Annotated in this window: 7 protein-coding genes and 2 pseudogenes; 1 reads left to right on the top strand and 8 read right to left on the bottom strand. The window is 58.1% G+C overall.

What is annotated here, in order from left to right:
- Positions 1-1,313: 1,313 nt before the first annotated feature.
- Positions 1,314-2,455, bottom strand: a protein-coding gene (locus ACA097_RS19790; protein ID WP_371365441.1) for an IS3 family transposase whose coding sequence is annotated in 2 segments (ribosomal slippage) — positions 1,314-2,203 and positions 2,203-2,455 — 1,143 coding nt in all. Because the reading frame shifts where the segments join, the coding sequence is not laid out codon by codon here.
- Positions 2,456-2,816: 361 nt separating this feature from the next.
- On the opposite strand from ACA097_RS19790, the gene ACA097_RS19785 reads away from it, so the two are divergent.
- On the top strand, positions 2,817-3,485 hold the full coding sequence (locus ACA097_RS19785; protein WP_371365439.1) for a serine protease: 669 nt from the start codon (positions 2,817-2,819) through the stop codon (positions 3,483-3,485).
- 95 nt (positions 3,486-3,580) lie between these two features.
- On the opposite strand, the gene ACA097_RS19780 is transcribed toward ACA097_RS19785, so the two are convergent.
- From ACA097_RS19780 to ACA097_RS19750, 7 genes and pseudogenes are all read right to left on the bottom strand, one after another.
- Positions 3,581-3,763: an integrase core domain-containing protein gene (locus ACA097_RS19780; RefSeq protein WP_371365437.1), complete on the bottom strand. Its 183-nt coding sequence runs from the start codon at positions 3,761-3,763 to the stop codon at positions 3,581-3,583.
- A gap of 15 nt (positions 3,764-3,778) precedes the next feature.
- Positions 3,779-4,035 (bottom strand): annotated as a pseudogene (locus ACA097_RS19775) (DDE-type integrase/transposase/recombinase).
- A 593-nt stretch (positions 4,036-4,628) separates the two neighbouring features.
- Positions 4,629-4,886, bottom strand: a pseudogene (locus ACA097_RS19770) (transposase); the annotation flags it as partial.
- 110 nt (positions 4,887-4,996) lie between these two features.
- Positions 4,997-8,683 carry an ATP-binding protein gene (locus tag ACA097_RS19765; RefSeq protein WP_371365435.1) on the bottom strand — a complete coding sequence of 1,229 codons (3,687 nt, stop codon included), beginning with the start codon at positions 8,681-8,683 and terminating at the stop codon, positions 4,997-4,999.
- Positions 8,683-9,375: a response regulator gene (locus tag ACA097_RS19760; protein WP_371365433.1), complete on the bottom strand. Its 693-nt coding sequence runs from the start codon at positions 9,373-9,375 to the stop codon at positions 8,683-8,685. The genes ACA097_RS19765 and ACA097_RS19760 overlap by 1 nt, the downstream gene beginning before the upstream one ends.
- A gap of 441 nt (positions 9,376-9,816) precedes the next feature.
- Positions 9,817-10,710, bottom strand: coding sequence for an OmpA family protein (locus ACA097_RS19755; RefSeq protein ID WP_371365431.1), 894 nt, complete (start codon positions 10,708-10,710; stop codon positions 9,817-9,819).
- Positions 10,711-10,773: 63 nt separating this feature from the next.
- A complete protein-coding gene (locus ACA097_RS19750) occupies positions 10,774-18,075 on the bottom strand; it encodes an Ig-like domain-containing protein (protein ID WP_371365429.1) in 7,302 nt (2,433 codons plus the stop codon).
- Positions 18,076-18,180: the final 105 nt, after the last annotated feature.

The raw sequence follows: 18,180 nt of genomic DNA, 5'->3' as shown, positions 1-18,180 counted from the left end.
CTTTAACCAGATCGCCGTTCTTTTTTGGGGATACCCCGGTATTCCGTGAACAACCTAATTTAAGAGACAGTAGGCTGCTGAACTCACAGAGCCTAGTCCGCACACCACTCCATATCAGTGGTCACCAGAAAAGAAAACCACCATAACCGCCACTAAGATAGCGAGGAAGCCCGCAATCTGCTCAGATTTAATACCGGCAGAGCTAAACAGCTGATAGAACCCCACAAGAGCAACGCTGCCAACCCAAAAGTACGGCAAGAAGTTCGAGAGAATTGATCTAAACATATCTAATCAAAATCTTAAGCACAAGAAACCGGCATCGAGAACTGGCGCAAAACCGCTCCATCTACGCACATCAAGGAATTAACCAATATAAAAATACTCCTACCAGCCACTCCCGCAGGCACACAGTCCATTGCTCAAGACCTTGCACTTGGCCTTTGCAAAAAGCATTGACTGAGTCCGCTTGCAGCACTCCAGATGTCGCTTCTCCATCAATCAAAAATTCCAGATCACGATCATTCTAAATTACAGAGATATATTCGTAATAATTGGAATCCTCCGCCCTGCCAATCAATTGACCTTCGCACTCAAGGCTCCTCAATGATAAGGACGGGTCGATCTGGACACTCGCCATCTTGGGATACGGGCAGGTCCTTACCGACTCGTTTGACGGTGATTTTCTTTAGGCGCAAAACCAGCATGGCTGTCGGCCATAATGTACCCGCCTCCCGAGATCGCTTGAACACGAACAGACGCATTTGCCGCCTTACCCAAGGACTTGGTCGTGGTTACGGTCTTCTCGTCCAAAACAGATACTGTGATCATTGCTATTGCGCTCACTCAGTAATTACTAAAAGTTAAGGCCAGATAACAGCCACACAGCGCTGCATCAGCATGCATTGGAAGCCCTGAGGATGAATGGAACTTACTGCTCCGCACAGGATAGCGGTATGGGAATAGTCCCAAAGAGACGCTCAGGAGGACACTTGCGAGACCAGAGGCAAAGCAGTCACGTTGAGCAAAAGAAGCTGGTACCGGCCTGCTCGATAGCCAGAACGGCGACACAACCATTGAAAACAACGGTCAGCCGCACATCGGCAATGGCGGGACGTCCGGGAGCGCGGCCGGCAGCATCACCGACAAAGGCGCCCCCCCCCCCGAGCTCAACCGCTCCGACGTTCTGACTGCCCCCCCCTTTACGGGCAGATGAGATAGGGCTCGGACGAACTGCGAGTCGCAAAGACCGCTCTATCCGAACTCAGCAAGGATAGAAGTGAAGTGGTCAAGTAAAACTGGACACTGGTTTAGGTCTATCCAGCCAGCTCTTCACGCCGTGCCGGTGTCTGGTAATCGTTGTGACTGTGTGGCCGTTGGTGGTTGTAGTAGTCGGTGACGTAACGCAGCACGTCGGCTTCCGCCTGGGGCTGATCGACGTAGCCGGAGGGCGGTATCCATTCCGACTTGAGGCTTCTGAAGAATCGCTCCATCGGCGCGTTATCCCAGCAGTTTCCTCGACCGCTCATGCTTTGCCGAATGCCGTAGCGCCAGAGCATTTGGCGAAATTCGAGGCTGGTGTAATGACAGCCCTGGTCGGAGTGAAACATCAGTTGCTGTGGCATGCCCCTGGCTTCGTAGGCCACCCGCAGAGCGCGCCCGGTGAGTTGTGAGTCGGGCCGGTTGGACATGGCCCAGCCGACGATCCGACGTGCATACAGATCCATCACGGCGGCCAGGTAGATCCAGCGGCCACCGGCCCAGATGTACGTCACATCCCCGCACCACACCTGGTTGGGGCGGCTCACATTGAACCGGCGCGCCAGCTCATTGGCCGCGATGGCACTGTGCTCCTTGGCAACCCGGTAGCGATGTTTACGGCGTTGTGTACTGACGAGCCCGGCCTCTTTCATCAACCGGGCGGCAAGGTAACGGCCTGCAGGAAAGCCCTCGTTGCGCAAGGCGGCCGATAGCGTTCGGGCACCGGCCGCGCTGCGGCTCTGGGCATGCAGTTCCACCACGCGCTGGCGTAACGCTTCTCGTCGACTGCAGACGCGTGCCTGCCGCTTTCGGGCCGCATAAACACTGCTGCGATTTACCTGGAATAACCGGCACAGTTCCGTACGCGAATACTGCTCGCCCAATGCCTCGACCAGCCTGACTAGTCGAGGGCGTCCGACATCAAGAGAGCGGTAGCCTTTTTTAGAATCTCTTTCTCCCGCTCCAAGCGGCGGACTTGCGCCTCCAACTCCTGAATGCGCCGCTGATCCTCTGTCAGCGCCTTGCTATGCGCAGGCGTCTGGCCGCCACGCTCCAGTTGCAACTGCGCCACCCAGCGACGCATCGCCGTGGGCCCCACCCCCATCGCCTTGCAGGCGGCCGGCACCGTATAGCCTTGATCCACCACCAAGCGGGCGGCTTCCAGTTTGAAATCTGGACTGAATGATCTTCTGCTCATGAACACCTCAGCTGTGGGCGAAGCTTAACGCCCTATCGGGGTGTCCCGAATCATTAGGCCACTTCAAAGCGCCAGACTCATCCCTCCCGGCACTCACCTAAAATCGGCGGTGCCGTCATGCCCCAATGAGCTGCATGCCCCCGGTCCGCAACTGCGCAAAAAACATGCGACGCACGACCGCCCCCGGTCTTACGGGCCACCACTCTTTGGTGGACTTTCCTCTATCAAATCGGGCACCTCCCCCCTCCCGGAACACCTTGTAATTAGCCATCAATAGTTTCACCAACCCGGAACTAGTTGACAGAAATTACCATGAGATACGTCCTATTCTTCTACCGTAAATAATCATGAGGGACGAGCCATGCGACTTTTCAGAGCAATCACAATGGGAATCATGTGCTCCCTACTCGTCGGCTGCAACGGAACCCTGCGACCGGTCTCATCAAACGAACTGCTCCCTGGCTACTTCAAGGTCAGCTCCGGTGCTCCGGCCTTCTACCTGTTTCAGGGCAGCGCAGTGCAATGGAACCAGCAGTACGCGGTCAGCGCCGCACACATCCCTCTGCTGAAGAACGTCGTCTATCGCTGCAGCACAGGCTGCGACCTAGTATTTATTCGGCATGACGCTGAAGGGCCAGTACCAGACTGGCGCGCCCCAATTCCGGACGAAGAGCTGAAGACAGTCGGACTGAGCCCTCTGCTGATCACGGTCAAAGGGGCTGGTACAAACAAGGCGTTGCGGGTCAATCTTGACCGAAGCGGCGACAACACCGCCTATGGGCTCAACGATGCCCCCGTGGTGATAGGTATGTCGGGGGGGCCGGTGTACGCTGCCGATGGTGCGGTAATAGGCATGACGATCGGCATCTTTCTCCCGCATTCGCCACTACCACCTTCCTTGCAAAGCAGCCGAAGTCTCAGTGTCTATGTGCCGTATGACATCATTCAACGGGAATGGCGGTTGTTCTCGGAGCGCCAGGCCGAAGCTCAGCGAAAATACCGAGGCAAAACGGAAGAAGAGAGAACCTGAGTACGATAAAAAGAGAAAACACCCTATCGATTCTACTCTCGTCGCAAAGGGACCGGGATTGTAGTGGTCAAGTACAACTGGACACCGGTTTAGGTCTATCCAGCCTGCTCTTCGCGCCGCGCTGGTGTTTGATAATCGTTGTGGCTATGTGGCCGTTGATGGTTGTAGTAGTCGGTCACGTAACGCAGCACGTCAGCTTTCGCCTGGGCCTGATCGACATAGCCAGAGGCTGGCACCCACTCCGACTTGAGGCTTCTGAAGAAGCGCTCCATCGGCACATTGTCCCAACAGTTTCATCGACCGCTCATGCTTTGCCGGATGCGGTAGCTCCAGATCGATTGGCGGAATTCGAGGCTGGTGTAATGACAGCCCTGGTCGGAGTGAAACATCAGTTGCTGAGGCACGCCCCTAGCTTCGTAGGCCACCCGCAGAGCCCGTCCGGTCAGTTGTGAGTCGGGCCGGTGGACATGGCCCAGCCGACGATCCGGCGCGCATACAGGCCCATCACCGCAGCCAGATAGATCCAACGGCCACCGGCCCAGATGTGCATCACATCGCCGCACCACACCTGGTTAGGGCTGCTCACATTTAACCGACGCTCCAGCTCATTGGCAACGATGGCGCTTTAACGCCCGGGCACGGCGCCCCCCCCTGACATTGGCCAACACAACCTACCGACCAGGGGACTCCGGAATCTCGTAGACCGGGATCCGGTACACCCCAGTCGACTCCAATGCGACGGTAGTGATCCCGAGATCAACCAGCCAAGCGGCCATGCGTTCCAGGTCGGCAGTTAACGCGTTAAAGGTTTGCACCACCTCTTCTGTGATGTCGCAGGCACCGCCACCACATGGAAGCGTGAGCCGATATCGATGCCGGCCTGCCGGTCATGACGCTGCGCTTTGGACGTTTTCATGAGTTCCCTCCATTCACCGGAAGTGCTGGACGGGGACTCGGATCAAATCACACTCCTAAACGGGGTCACGAAACGCGCCACCACTAACGGGTCCGCCGCTTCCCCTGGGTCAGGCTTTTGGGACGGGGACGGAGCCTCCAAAAAGCCGACGACCACTGTCCAGGGGGGGGGCAGTGTAGTAGGCGTGTTTCTAACCCCATGCACCACGGAGTGCCAGGGAGGCGGTTTTTTAGAATCTCTTTCTCCCGCTCCAAACGACGGACTTGCGCCTCCAGCTCCTGAATGCGCTGCTGCTCCTCTGTCAGCGCCTTGCTATGCGCCGGTGTTTGACCGCCACGCTCCAGTTGCAACTGCGCCACCCAACGACGCATTGCCGTGGGCCCCACTCCCATCGCCTTGCAGGCGGCCGGCACCGTATAGCCTTGATCCACCACAAGGCGGGCGGCTTCCAGTTTGAAATCCGGACTGAATGATCTTCTGCTCATGAACACCTATGCTGTGGGCGAAGCTTAATGCCCGATCGGGGTGTCCAGAATCATTAGGCCACTTCAGATATCATTGAAGCGCTGCGGCACATTAGCTTCAGCGCCCTCATTCAGATACATCTGACAGCGCTCACTTGTACAATTAGCCGCTCCAGCTCGGACTGGACTATAGCGGCATGCGCCATGATTGCATCTCGATCAATGGGCATCTTCTGGCAAAGATTCTCAACTCGCTCGCAAGCCTCGATGATTCTCTCTGCCTGCAATATGCGCCCCCCTCCCTTTATACGATGCATCAAATCACCCAGAGACTCTGGCACGAAGCTGAGCAGCTGAGATTTCAGCTCAGCGAGATCGCGAGTATAACTACCACACGCCTCGGTGATCAGCGTCTGCATCATCACCGGGTCCCCCCCAGTCAAGTCGCGCAGTATCGCGGCAATTATTTCATTATCGCCCCCGACTGACTCGACCACAGCCCGCTCGCTCACCGGCCGCTGAACAACGAGCGATGACAACACACTGGACAACCCCCTCAGACTCACAGGTTTGAATAAACAATCATCCATCCCAGCCTCGAGGCACTTAGTTTTCTCTTCCGGCTGGGCGTTCGCTGTGAAGCCGATGATGACACATCGAGATAACGAACGCTGTTCCTCCTCTTCGCGAATGACACGTGCCATCTCGTAACCACTCATCACCGGCATATTGCAATCGGTAATAATGAGGTCGATAGCATTCGACCGCCACAACTCCAGTCCACGCTCGCCATTTTCTGCACTTTTAACCGACTGACCGAAGAAGGACAACTGCTGCGTCAGCAGCACTCGATTCGCCTGCTGATCGTCGACTACCAAGACATTGAGCGCAGGATAATTCTTCTCCCCTTCATCCCCCTCGGACTGGATTACTCCGGGTACAACGGCTAGGACATTGAAAGGGATATCCAATGTCACACAGGTGCCTTTGCCCACATCACTACGTACCTTCAACTCCCCCCCCATGAGCTCGCAAAGCGACTTGCAAATCGCCAGGCCCAGCCCCGTCCCGCCCCGGAAGGTGCGCCCATGGTTGGCCTGAACAAAGGGCTGGAATAGCTTGGTCAGCTCCTCAGCAGAAATACCGATGCCGGTGTCCTCGACACTTAGTCGCACGCGTAGCCGATCATCTTCGACGAGTTCACCATTGATGACCACTTTTATCTCACCAGTGTCGGTAAACTTAATGGCGTTGCCAACCAGATTGGACAGCACCTGCTTGAAACGCATGGGATCGACGAGAACGTCGCGATTGACATTGGCATCTATTTGCAAGGTTAGGATGAGAGCCTTCTGCCGGGCCAGGCCATCGAACACGCGCGCGACTGACTCAACCAGCTCCCGGATGTTCGCTCGCTTCGGACTGAGGCTGATATGACCAGACTCTATACGTACCACATCGAGAATATCGCCGATCAGCTCCAGCAAGCCCCTGGCTGAGTCGTAGGCGACCTCGATCGCCGGCCTATCGAATCGCCCCTGGTCGGCGTGCTTCATTGCCAGCTCAAGCATGCCGATTACCGCACTCATCGGCGTGCGGATTTCATGACTCATGGTTGCGAGGAAGGTGGTCTTGGCGCGACTCGACTCATCCGCCGCTTCGAGAGCGGCCCGCAGGTCCTCCGTCAACTGGCGACGATCACTGATATCGATCCAGCCGCATATCACACCTTTGACCCGTCCCTGAAAGCCGTAGTAAGGGTAGATCCAGTGATAGATACTATGCTCGCCTCCAGTCAGGTGCAGAATTCGATCGACCTCCAGAGGTTCGCCAGTCTGCATGACCCGCATATAGTCATCGTAGAATTGGAGGGCCTCTTGGCGGTTGACCTTGGTGCCTTCCAGCGACGTCTTGCCAATGACCTCGTCGAACGTTTTGCCGAACACCTTTAGATAACTAGCATTGCAGGTAACCATGCGCCCCTCATGGTCCCTGACGTATATCGGATGCGGAATACCATTGATCAGTGAACTCATGAAGTCCACCTGTTCACTCAAGGCGGCCTCGGCTTGCTGCCGACGCTTGAACTGCGAGCGAATGTAGAAATTCCAGGCGAGGGATAACAAGATGAAGATAAAGGCTACCCCGCCAATCTTGAAAATCAGACCTCGATAGTCCACCCACGACCCCTGCGAAACTTCAGCCCTGGGTCGCCAACGATTCTGAAACACATCAATCTCGTCGGGCGGAATTCGCAACAGAGCCTTGTCGAGAATCGTGGCGAGCTCGGTATCCTCCTTGCGAACAGCAAATGCCAGCGGGGCCACAATATTCTCAATGATGTTGGAAATCTTCAGCTCACTGCTGTGGAAGGTCATGGTGTAGTACTGCGCCACAGGAAGAAATGTCGCGGTAGCATCGGCCCGTCCACTCCTGACCATCTCCATTGCATCGATCAGGGTCGCGGCGTCGACATAGCTGTAGTCCGCGGACGGCTGCAGCAACTCCCGCAAAGCATGGCCGCGGGGCAACGCGATGCGTTTGTGCTTCAGTTCTTCCAAACTGGCAGGCTGGCCGAGCTCGTTTCGGGTAATGATGGCGTAAGAGGTAGACAGAATCGGCCGGGTGAAGCGCAAGAATTCCTCACGCCCAATAGTGGGAACCAGTGTACTGAGGTTCACTTTGCCGTTTTGTACGTAATCGAGATGATCGACCAAATCATCCGCCACCACTGGCTCAAACTCTAACCCGGTGCGCAAAGAAATAGCCTTGAGTACATCGGCACCAACTCCGCTGAACTGCCCCGAAGTATCGAAGTATGAAAGTGGTGCGGTATCGCTCGTAACCACAAAGCGAACAATGGGATTCTTCGTGATCCAACGTTGCTCCGCTGGCGAAAGGTCTATCATGGAAAAACCGATAGAACCGCCTCCCCCGGACCAACGCTTCAGAATTCCAGCTGAGTATTCGCTGCGTACGACCTTCAGTGCACTGTTGAGCACTGAGCCCAAACGGCCAGCGTCCTTACGCACGGCGAAGGCAAACCCCCCAGTTGAGATGTCCAACCGCGACAGCACACGCACGTCATTGAAGTAGTTGAGGTTGACAAAGTAATTACTAGATAACGCGTCGCCGAGATAGAGATCAGCTTTACCGAAAGCCAGCGCTGCTACGGCCTGTTCGCGAGAACTATACGCTAAGAACTCGGCTGCGGGATACGCAGCCTTCAACTGCTCGAGCGGAAGATAGTCATCGGCGACGGCGACACGCATGCCATTTAAACGGGGCGATATCGAGCGCCCCTCCGACTTACGGACGTAGAGCACTGGCTGGTCGCTGACATAGCTCTGCGTGAGTTGCACTCGATATGAGATCGGTTCGTAGTTGTTGGCGCTCCCTACGATGTCAACTAGGCCCTGCGCTAAGGCGTTAAGCGCAGCGGCCCGATTAGGAAACTGAACTACCCGTATATCGACGTGAAGCAACTTCCCAACAACATCAATTACATCAGCGGTTACGCCCTCGTAGTACATACCATTGGAGATGATCTCAAGCGGAACGAAGCTCGGCGTAGCCGTCCCCAGCACAATCACTCGCTTGCTTCGTACCCATTTCCAGTCATCGGCGGATAATTCCAGGGGCAAATCTTCGAGCTCGGAACGGCCAATCAGCTTCAAAGTACTGGTATTTTCCAACTCGGGGGAAGCCAGTACAGGCTGAGCGCCGGACAACAGAAATAAAAAAAAATGGAACAAAAGAGCAACACAGCATTGACGAGAGCAACACAACATCTTGACAAACCCAGGGGCGAACCTCATCAAAAATCCTTCAGGTTCTGCTTAAGCTTGAACAATTCGGCATCGGTACGGACACCGAGCTTTCGGAATGCGGACTGTTTCTGCCCGCTGATTGTCTTCATACTTCTGGAAAACTTCCGGGCGATCTGTGACACCGACATTCCCTCAAGGCAACAACGCAAGACTTCCTGCTCCTTCGGCGAAAGCAAGGGGTCCTTTAGCAGAATCTCTACCCCCTGAGCCTCTGCGCTATCGATTATTTCGCGGTTAACGCTCGGACCACGGTCCAATTCGTAGGCCAACATGGGCGAAACATAAGGCTCGCCTGCAGCAACCTTGCGCACCGCTTCCAGCAGCAACTCAACATGCTCGGACTTACCAAAAAAGCCATTGGCGCCCGCGTTCAGAGTCAGGTTTACCACCGACGGCTTCTCCGCCGAGGATGCAATCAGAATGTAGAGATCGGGGAATCGCCGCCGAATCATGCGCACAAGACTCAGACCATCCAGCTCGCTATCCCCTAGGACGTAATCAAGTATGAGCAGGTCGACTTCGATGTTTTCTAGCGCAGTAAGCAGGTCGCGACTGTTGGAGTAGACTCCAACGACCTTGAAATCCGCTTCGCGGGACAAACGTAGCTTCAGCGCCAGTTGGATGAGCGAGTGATCATCCAACACAGCGATTCGCAATGGCGACACGACTGACCACTTCAACGCTGCTCCTCCATGTCTAAAATGAGTCTACCTAGCCAAGCAAATCAAACACATCGCAAATCCCACCGGAGTAGAGATCCGGCGACATGTAACTGCTGCCACTAAAAAGCTGAGCTAGTAATACCTACGCAGTCTCAGCCCCTTGGAAAGCACAAGTATAGGAGGAGGTTGTATCTTTGCCTGATTCTTTACGTCCGATCAAAAATAACGCCCCCCATCGCAAGCCGCCATCCCGCCCCCCTAGTTGCGCAGCCAAGCCGTCTTAAAAACTGTCTGAAGTACACATGCATTTTGGCTGACCTCAGCGCCTGCCAATTTTAAAAACGACCAATCGATCCGTCGCCCCAGACCAGTTGCGCATACCGACTATCCTTGGGCGCTAGTTCGGTTCCTGCGCCCCGCCTGGAGTGACGGCATAGCTGCCGTCACTCCGGGTACCAATCACTGCTCGCTCAAGCCTTTCAGATGAATGACCACACGGCGATCCGGCGCATAGCATGCGATCAGCGCTTTCCGATCGCCTCGGCAACCCTGCGTGACCGGCATGCGGCTACCTGCCGAACGGGCGGAAATACTCTCCGGCGCCAAACCGTTATCGATCAGCAATTGACGCACGGTCTGCGCACGACGCAACCCTAAGGCCTCATTAGCGGCACCTCTGCCGATACGGTCCGTGTGGCCGACTACCTCGATCTTGTCGATACGCACATTTTCCTTGTGCAGACGACGTACTAGGCTCCCGACATCCCGGCGCCCATCTTCACGAATGTCTTCGTAGCTAGCCTTGCCGAAACCAAAGAGCACGTCACTGGACAGCGAGTAGGAGCGCTCCTGAGGCTGATGGACATACTTGCAGCTCTGCACGGCGGATGCGCGCGAAAGCACATGAACCTGACGGAGATTGTTGGCAAGCTCCTGCTCTGCTTGCTCGCGTGGAACGGCAAGCGGTTGGTTCTCACCATTCTCGCCGACCCGCAAGAACTGGGTTTTACCCGCCTCGAACTGCAGCTTCGGCTGGTCATGTTTGCCCGCGTACGCTGGAGCGTCCCGCAGGACGGCGCTCATCCCGTGACTACCTGGCGCCAGGCAGAACACTGTGTAACCTCCGGGCAACAACCCAGTATGAAACTCTTCGTCGATATAGATGTTCGCCGCTCCGAACTTCTCTCCCGGCACGCCCAGGCGGTAGTAGACGACCTGAGCTTGGTCGCTGCCGACCTGGAGAGCCGCGCGATAAGGCTCGCCGAACAAATCCGTCTGTTGGATACGTGCCGCCATCGCGGCCGATGGCAGGACAAGCACTGCGCACAAAGCGCCGATCAGTTTATTTTTCATGATAAGCCTCGAAGCGGGCTGGAACTCCAGCCCGCTTTCCTCTTCGGTTTTTGTGAGATGGGGTTAGACGAGGTTGACGGTCACGCCGCTCTGCACCAACAGCTCAGCATCCAAACCTGAGTGCTGATAGCTGACGTAGGTCACACCGTCCACTGTCACGCTGCTGCCCTTGGCCCAATCACCGACATCCATGCCGTTGCCGAGCAAGTCGTCCAAATTGACAGTATCGCCGGCATTGCCATTGACCATCATCTGGACTTCACCACTGACGCGGAACAAGTCCTTGCCCCCCTGTTCCAGCACATCGCTTACCGACAACTTCAACGCGTTGTTGCCCGTACCGGTGAGGTCGATAACTTCGATTGAACTGAGCTTATCGCCAAGAGCGGTCAAGTCCAGCATCGCGCCTGAACCAACAAGCTTGAGGGTATCGGTTCCTTCACCGCCGGTGAGCATGCCCGTGATGTCAGAAGCATCCAGCACATTGAACGTGTCATTGCAATCCAAGCTTGGAGCACTGAACAACAACGAAGTCGAAGTCACAGCCGACACATTGAGTTCAATGTTATCGACCCAGATGACATCACTACCGTTTTGACCATAGTTGTACTCCGTGTGTATCTGGAAGCTACTGAACGTTTTCCCAGTCGAAGAAAGATCGATGTCGACCACCCCCTTTGTTCCCGGAAAGGCGCCATAAACCTCTTTATGAACAACGTTTCCTGCCTGATCAAGCAGAAGCAGGGTGAAACCGTTATTCACGTCGCCCGCATTGAACTTGACCGAGTTGGCGACCTTACCGGCCGGCAATGAGATCTTCATCTTGCCAGCGATGTGCAAGGCATCGCTGTTCGCGGGCACATCTTCTGCAGTCCAAACGTCGCGACCAAGCACCCCGGACGGATATGCATATGGACGCCCCCCCCAACCGCCATTGTCTGCGACTGAGGTGAACGTCAACCCGCCCAGCGAGTAGGATTCCCCGGTGGACAAATAGTGGGCGTCATATGAGCCGATCTCTTCAAAGTCCACTATCATTTTCGAAAATGCCGCGATGTTTATATTGAACGCCGCCGTCTTCGCGCTCTCACCCGCAGCCGGGGTGGTCACCGTCGCAGTGAAACTATGCAGGCCATTGCTCAGCGCCGGCAGCGTGTAGCTCCAGTTGCCCGAGGCGTCGGCCATGACACTGCCTTTCAGTGTGGTGCCTTCATAGATCTTCACCGTGCCACCAGCGGTAGCCTTGCCGTGCAGCGTCGGGGTGGCGTCATCCACTGTGGTGCCGCTGACGAACGTACCCTGCGCGCCACCCACATCGTCGTAACCATGGGTGATGCTCACAGTCGGAGCGGTCGTGTTGATGGTGACGGTCCACGCAGCGCTCTTGCCGCTGGTGTTGCCCGCAGCGTCACGGGCTTCAGCGGTAAAGCTGTGCGCACCGTTGCCCAGGTCGGACGATGGCGTGAAGCTCCAGTTGCCCGAGCCATCAGCCGTAGTCTGGCCCAGCAGCGAGGCGCCGTCGTAAATACGGACGGTGCTGCCAGCTTCAGCCGTACCCTTTAGTTCCGGACGCGCATCATCGGTGGTGCCGTTGTTGGCCACGTTGCCGGTCACCGCACCCACGTTGTCCAGCACCGAGATGATGGTCGGAGCGTTCGGGGCTGTAGTGTCCACTTGGACGTTGACGTTGAACACCGCCGTCTTCGCGCTCTCACCCGCAGCCGGGGTGGTCACCGTCGCAGTGAAACTATGCAGGCCATTGCTCAGCGCCGGCAGCGTGTAGCTCCAGTTGCCCGAGGCGTCGGCCGTGACACTGCCTTTCAGTGTGGTGCCTTCATAGATCTTCACCGTACCGCCGGCCGTGGCCTTACCGTGCAGCGTTGGGGTGGCGTCATCCACCGTATCGCCGCTGAGGAAGTTGCCGATGGCTGTAGTCGCCAATACATCGTCGTAACCGTGGGTGATGCTCACGGTCGGAGCGGTCGTGTTGATGGTGACGGTCCACGCAGCGCTCTTGCCGCTGGTGTTGCCCGCCTCATCGCGTGCATCGGCGGTGAAGCTATGCGCACCATTGCCCAGATCGGACGACGGGGTGAAGCTCCAGTTGCCCGAGCCATCAGCCGTAGTCTGGCCCAGCAGCGTGGCGCCGTCGTAAATACGGACGGTGCTGCCGGCTTCAGCCGTACCCTTCAGCTGCGGACGCGCATCATCGGTGGTGCCGTTGTTGGCGACATTGCCGGTAATCGCGCCCACGTCGTCCAGCACAGAGGTGATGACCGGGACGTTCGGGGCGGTGATGTCGACCTGGACGTTGACGTTGAACACCGCCGTCTTCGCGCTCTCACCCGCAGCCGGGGTGGTCACCGTCGCAGTGAAACTATGCAGGCCATTGCTCAGCGCCGGCAGCGTGTAGCTCCAGTTGCCCGAGGCGTCGGCCATGACACTGCCTTTCAGTGTGGTGCCTTCATAGATCTTCACCGTGCCACCAGCGGTAGCCTTGCCGTGCAGCGTCGGGGTTGCGTCATCCACTGTGGTGCCGCTGACGAACGTACCCTGCGCGCCACCCACATCGTCGTAACCGTGGGTGATGCTCACAGTCGGAGCGGTCGTGTTGATGGTGACGGTCCACGCAGCGCTCTTGCCGCTGGTGTTGCCCGCAGCGTCACGGGCTTCAGCGGTAAAGCTGTGCGCACCGTTGCCCAGGTCGGACGATGGCGTGAAGCTCCAGTTGCCCGAGCCATCAGCCGTAGTCTGGCCCAGCAGCGAGGCGCCGTCGTAAATACGGACGGTGCTGCCAGCTTCAGCCGTACCCTTTAGTTCCGGACGCGCATCATCGGTGGTGCCGTTGTTGGCCACGTTGCCGGTCACCGCACCCACGTTGTCCAGCACCGAGATGATGGTCGGAGCGTTCGGGGCTGTAGTGTCCACTTGGACGTTGACGTTGAACACCGCCGTCTTCGCGCTCTCACCCGCAGCCGGGGTGGTCACCGTCGCAGTGAAACTATGCAGGCCATTGCTCAGCGCCGGCAGCGTGTAGCTCCAGTTGCCCGAGGCGTCGGCCATGACACTGCCTTTCAGTGTGGTGCCTTCATAGATCTTCACCGTGCCACCAGCGGTAGCCTTGCCGTGCAGCGTCGGGGTTGCGTCATCCACTGTGGTGCCGCTGACGAACGTACCCTGCGCGCCACCCACATCGTCGTAACCGTGGGTGATGCTCACGGTCGGAGCCGTCGTGTTGATGGTGACGGTCCACGCAGCGCTCTTGCCGCTGGTGTTGCCCGCCTCATCGCGTGCATCGGCGGTGAAGCTATGCGCACCATTGCCCAGATCGGACGACGGGGTGAAGCTCCAGTTGCCCGAGCCATCAGCCGTAGTCTGGCCCAGCAGCGTGGCGCCGTCGTAAATACGGACGGTGCTGCCGGCTTCAGCCGTACCCTTCAGCTGCGGACGCGCATCATCGGTGGTGCCGTTGTTGGCGACATTGCCGGTAATCGCGCCCACGTCGTCCAGCACAGAGGTGATGACCGGGACGTTCGGGGCGGTGATGTCGACCTGGACGTTGACGTTGAACACCGCCGTCTTCGCGCTCTCACCCGCAGCCGGGGTGGTTACCGTCGCAGTGAAACTATGCAGGCCATTGCTCAGCGTCGGCAGCGTGTAGCTCCAGTTGCCCGAGGCGTCGGCCGTGACACTGCCTTTCAGTGTGGTGCCTTCATAGATCTTCACCGTGCCACCAGCGGTAGCCTTGCCGTGCAGCGTCGGGGTTGCGTCATCCACTGTGGTGCCGCTGACGAACGTACCCTGCGCGCCACCCACATCGTCGTAACCGTGGGTGATGCTCACGGTTGGCACCGAGGTGTTCACCGTGAACTGCACGTTGTTGCTCCAGCTGCTGACATTGCCCGCCGCATCTACCGCGCGGACGGACACATTATGCAGGCCATCGCTTAACGAAGGCAGCGTGAGACGCCAGATGCCATCGGCGTCAGTCACAACCGAACCCAGCAGCGTCTGCATGTGGTCATAGACGTTCACCGTAGCGCCGGCTTCCGCGCGGCCCTGGAAGTACGGAGTGTCATCATCGATAGTGGCGCCGGGAGCAAACTTGCCCGTTACCGGCCCCGCATTCTCAGTGGTGTACGTGATGGACGGCGTGGTCGGAGCGACGGTATCCACGGTGACGTTGAACACCGTGGTCTTGGCGCTCTCGCCAGCAGCCGCCGTAGTCACCGTCGCAGTGAAGCCATGATGGCCATTGCTCAGCGCCGGCAGCGTGAAGCTCCAGTTGCCCGAGGCATCGGCGGTGACACTGCCCTTCAGCGTGGTGCCTTCGTAAATCTTCACTGTACCGCCGGCCGTGGCCTTGCCGTGCAGCGTCGGGGTGGCGTCATCCACTGTGGTGCCGCTGACGAACGTACCCTGCGTGCCACCCACATCGTCGTAACCGTGGGTGATGCTCACGGTCGGAGCGGTCGTGTTGATGGTGACGGTCCACGCAGCGCTCTTGCCGCTGGTGTTGCCCGCCTCATCGCGTGCATCGGCGGTGAAGCTATGCGCACCATTGCCCAGATCGGACGACGGGGTGAAGCTCCAGTTGCCCGAGCCATCAGCCGTAGTCTGGCCCAGCAGCGTGGCGCCGTCGTAAATACGGACGGTGCTGCCGGCTTCAGCCGTACCCTTCAGCTGCGGACGCGCATCATCGGTGGTGCCGTTGTTGGCGACATTGCCGGTAATCGCGCCCACGTCGTCCAGCACAGAGGTGATGACCGGGACGTTCGGGGCGGTGATGTCGACCTGGACGTTGACGTTGAACACCGCCGTCTTCGCGCTCTCACCCGCAGCCGGGGTGGTTACCGTCGCAGTGAAACTATGCAGGCCATTGCTCAGCGTCGGCAGCGTGTAGCTCCAGTTGCCCGAGGCGTCGGCCGTGACACTGCCTTTCAGTGTGGTGCCTTCATAGATCTTCACCGTGCCACCAGCGGTAGCCTTGCCGTGCAGCGTCGGGGTTGCGTCATCCACTGTGGTGCCGCTGACGAACGTACCCTGCGCGCCACCCACATCGTCGTAACCGTGGGTGATGCTCACGGTCGGAGCCGTCGTGTTGATGGTGACGGTCCACGCAGCGCTCTTGCCGCTGGTGTTGCCCGCCTCATCGCGTGCATCGGCGGTGAAGCTATGCGCACCGTTGTCCAGGTCAGACGCCGGGGTGAAGCTCCAGCTACCCGAGGCGTCAGCCGTGGTCTGGCCCAGCAGCGTGCCACCGTCGTAAATACTAACGGTGCTGCCGGCTTCAGCCGTACCCTTTAGTTCCGGACGCGCATCATCGGTGGTGCCGTTGTTGGCGACATTGCCGGTCACCGCGCCCACGTCGTCCAGCACAGAGGTGATGACCGGGACGTTCGGGGCGGTGATGTCGACCTGGACGTTGACGTTGAACACCGCCGTCTTCGCGCTCTCACCCGCAGCCGGGGTGGTTACCGTCGCAGTGAAACTATGCAGGCCATTGCTCAGCGTCGGCAGCGTGTAGCTCCAGTTGCCCGAGGCGTCGGCCGTGACACTGCCTTTCAGTGTGGTGCCTTCATAGATCTTCACCGTGCCACCAGCGGTAGCCTTGCCGTGCAGCGTCGGGGTTGCGTCATCCACTGTGGTGCCGCTGACGAACGTACCCTGCGCGCCACCCACATCGTCGTAACCGTGGGTGATGCTCACGGTTGGCACCGAGGTGTTCACCGTGAACTGCACGTTGTTGCTCCAGCTGCTGACATTGCCCGCCGCATCTACCGCGCGGACGGACACATTATGCAGGCCATCGCTTAACGAAGGCAGCGTGAGACGCCAGATGCCATCGGCGTCAGTCACAACCGAACCCAGCAGCGTCTGCATGTGGTCATAGACGTTCACCGTAGCGCCGGCTTCCGCGCGGCCCTGGAAGTACGGAGTGTCATCATCGATAGTGGCGCCGGGAGCAAACTTGCCCGTTACCGGCCCCGCATTCTCAGTGGTGTACGTGATGGACGGCGTGGTCGGAGCGACGGTATCCACGGTGACGTTGAACACCGTGGTCTTGGCGCTCTCGCCAGCAGCCGCCGTAGTCACCGTCGCAGTGAAGCCATGATGGCCATTGCTCAGCGCCGGCAGCGTGAAGCTCCAGTTGCCCGAGGCATCGGCGGTGACACTGCCCTTCAGCGTGGTGCCTTCGTAAATCTTCACTGTACCGCCGGCCGTGGCCTTGCCGTGCAGCGTCGGGGTGGCGTCATCCACTGTGGTGCCGCTGACGAACGTACCCTGCGTGCCACCCACATCGTCGTAACCGTGGGTGATGCTCACGGTCGGAGCGGTCGTGTTGATGGTGACGGTCCACGCAGCGCTCTTGCCGCTGGTGTTGCCCGCCTCATCGCGTGCATCGGCGGTGAAGCTATGCGCACCGTTGTCCAGGTCAGACGCCGGGGTGAAGCTCCAGCTACCCGAGGCGTCAGCCGTGGTCTGGCCCAGCAGCGTGCCACCGTCGTAAATACTAACGGTGCTGCCGGCTTCAGCCGTACCCTTTAGTTCCGGACGCGCATCATCGGTGGTGCCGTTGTTGGCGAGATTGCCGGTAATCTCGCCCACGTTATCCAGTACCGCGGTGATGGCAGGTACGTTCGGCGCTGCGGTGTCTACCGTGATGATGTACGGCGTGGTCTTGCCGCTGCTGTTGCCCACCTCATCAAGGGCTTCAACAAGCAGATAATGCTTGCCGTCAGCTAGGTCGGTAGATGGAGTAAAACTCCAGTTGCCGGACGCGTTGGCGACAGTCTCACCCAATAGCTTGGCGCCGTCATACACGCGCACAGTCGCGCCGGCTTCCGCCGTGCCTTCAATTTGCGGACGCGAGTCGTCTGTTCGCCCATTGTGTGTAACGTTACCGGTCAGCACACCCTCATCGTCTATCACAGCCGTAATGATCGGCTTATTCGGCGCTTGGTCATCGAGGTAGAAAACATGCTCCTCCGAACGACCGGACAGCTGACCATTTTCCTCATACTCGATGGTAATAGCGTGACGCCCCTGGGCCAACGGCGATTGCACCGCGAACGCCCACTCTCCGCTCTCTTCAGCGTAGACACGGCCGATTTCCGCGCCATTGTCATAGACGATAACCAGCGCTCCGGCAGGCACACCAGCCCCGCGGATGAGCGGCATTGTGTCATCTGTATGACCTTCATGCGCAATGTCGCCGGTAATCGAACCCTTGTCGTCATAAACCGATCCGACCTGAGGCCGAGTCATCTCAGCCGCTGGGGTAATCGCATCGCTCGTCTGAATCTGTGATAGATACACATCGTTACGGGTGTTGGAACGGGAGGAGGAAGTTTCAGAAGTCATCTTTATGTCTCAATGGGAAAAAGAAGACACGAGCCGGGCGGGTACGTGCACCCACAAGTTCGGCCCATGTCTTAACCGGCAAGAAAGTTCTGGAGTGCACCGACC

The organism is Pseudomonas sp. QL9 (assembly GCF_041409665.1).
GTDB classification, from domain to species: Bacteria; Pseudomonadota; Gammaproteobacteria; order Pseudomonadales; family Pseudomonadaceae; genus Pseudomonas; species Pseudomonas knackmussii.
This window is presented reverse-complemented; position numbering and strand designations above follow the sequence as displayed.

Coding starts and splice junctions, on each gene's coding strand:
- ACA097_RS19765 (WP_371365435.1), bottom strand. CDS start 8,683: ATGAGGTTCGCCCCTGGGTTTGTCAAGATGTTGTGTTGCTCTCGTCAA.
- ACA097_RS19785 (WP_371365439.1), top strand. CDS start 2,817: ATGCGACTTTTCAGAGCAATCACAATGGGAATCATGTGCTCCCTACTC.
- ACA097_RS19750 (WP_371365429.1), bottom strand. CDS start 18,075: ATGACTTCTGAAACTTCCTCCTCCCGTTCCAACACCCGTAACGATGTG.
- ACA097_RS19755 (WP_371365431.1), bottom strand. CDS start 10,710: ATGAAAAATAAACTGATCGGCGCTTTGTGCGCAGTGCTTGTCCTGCCA.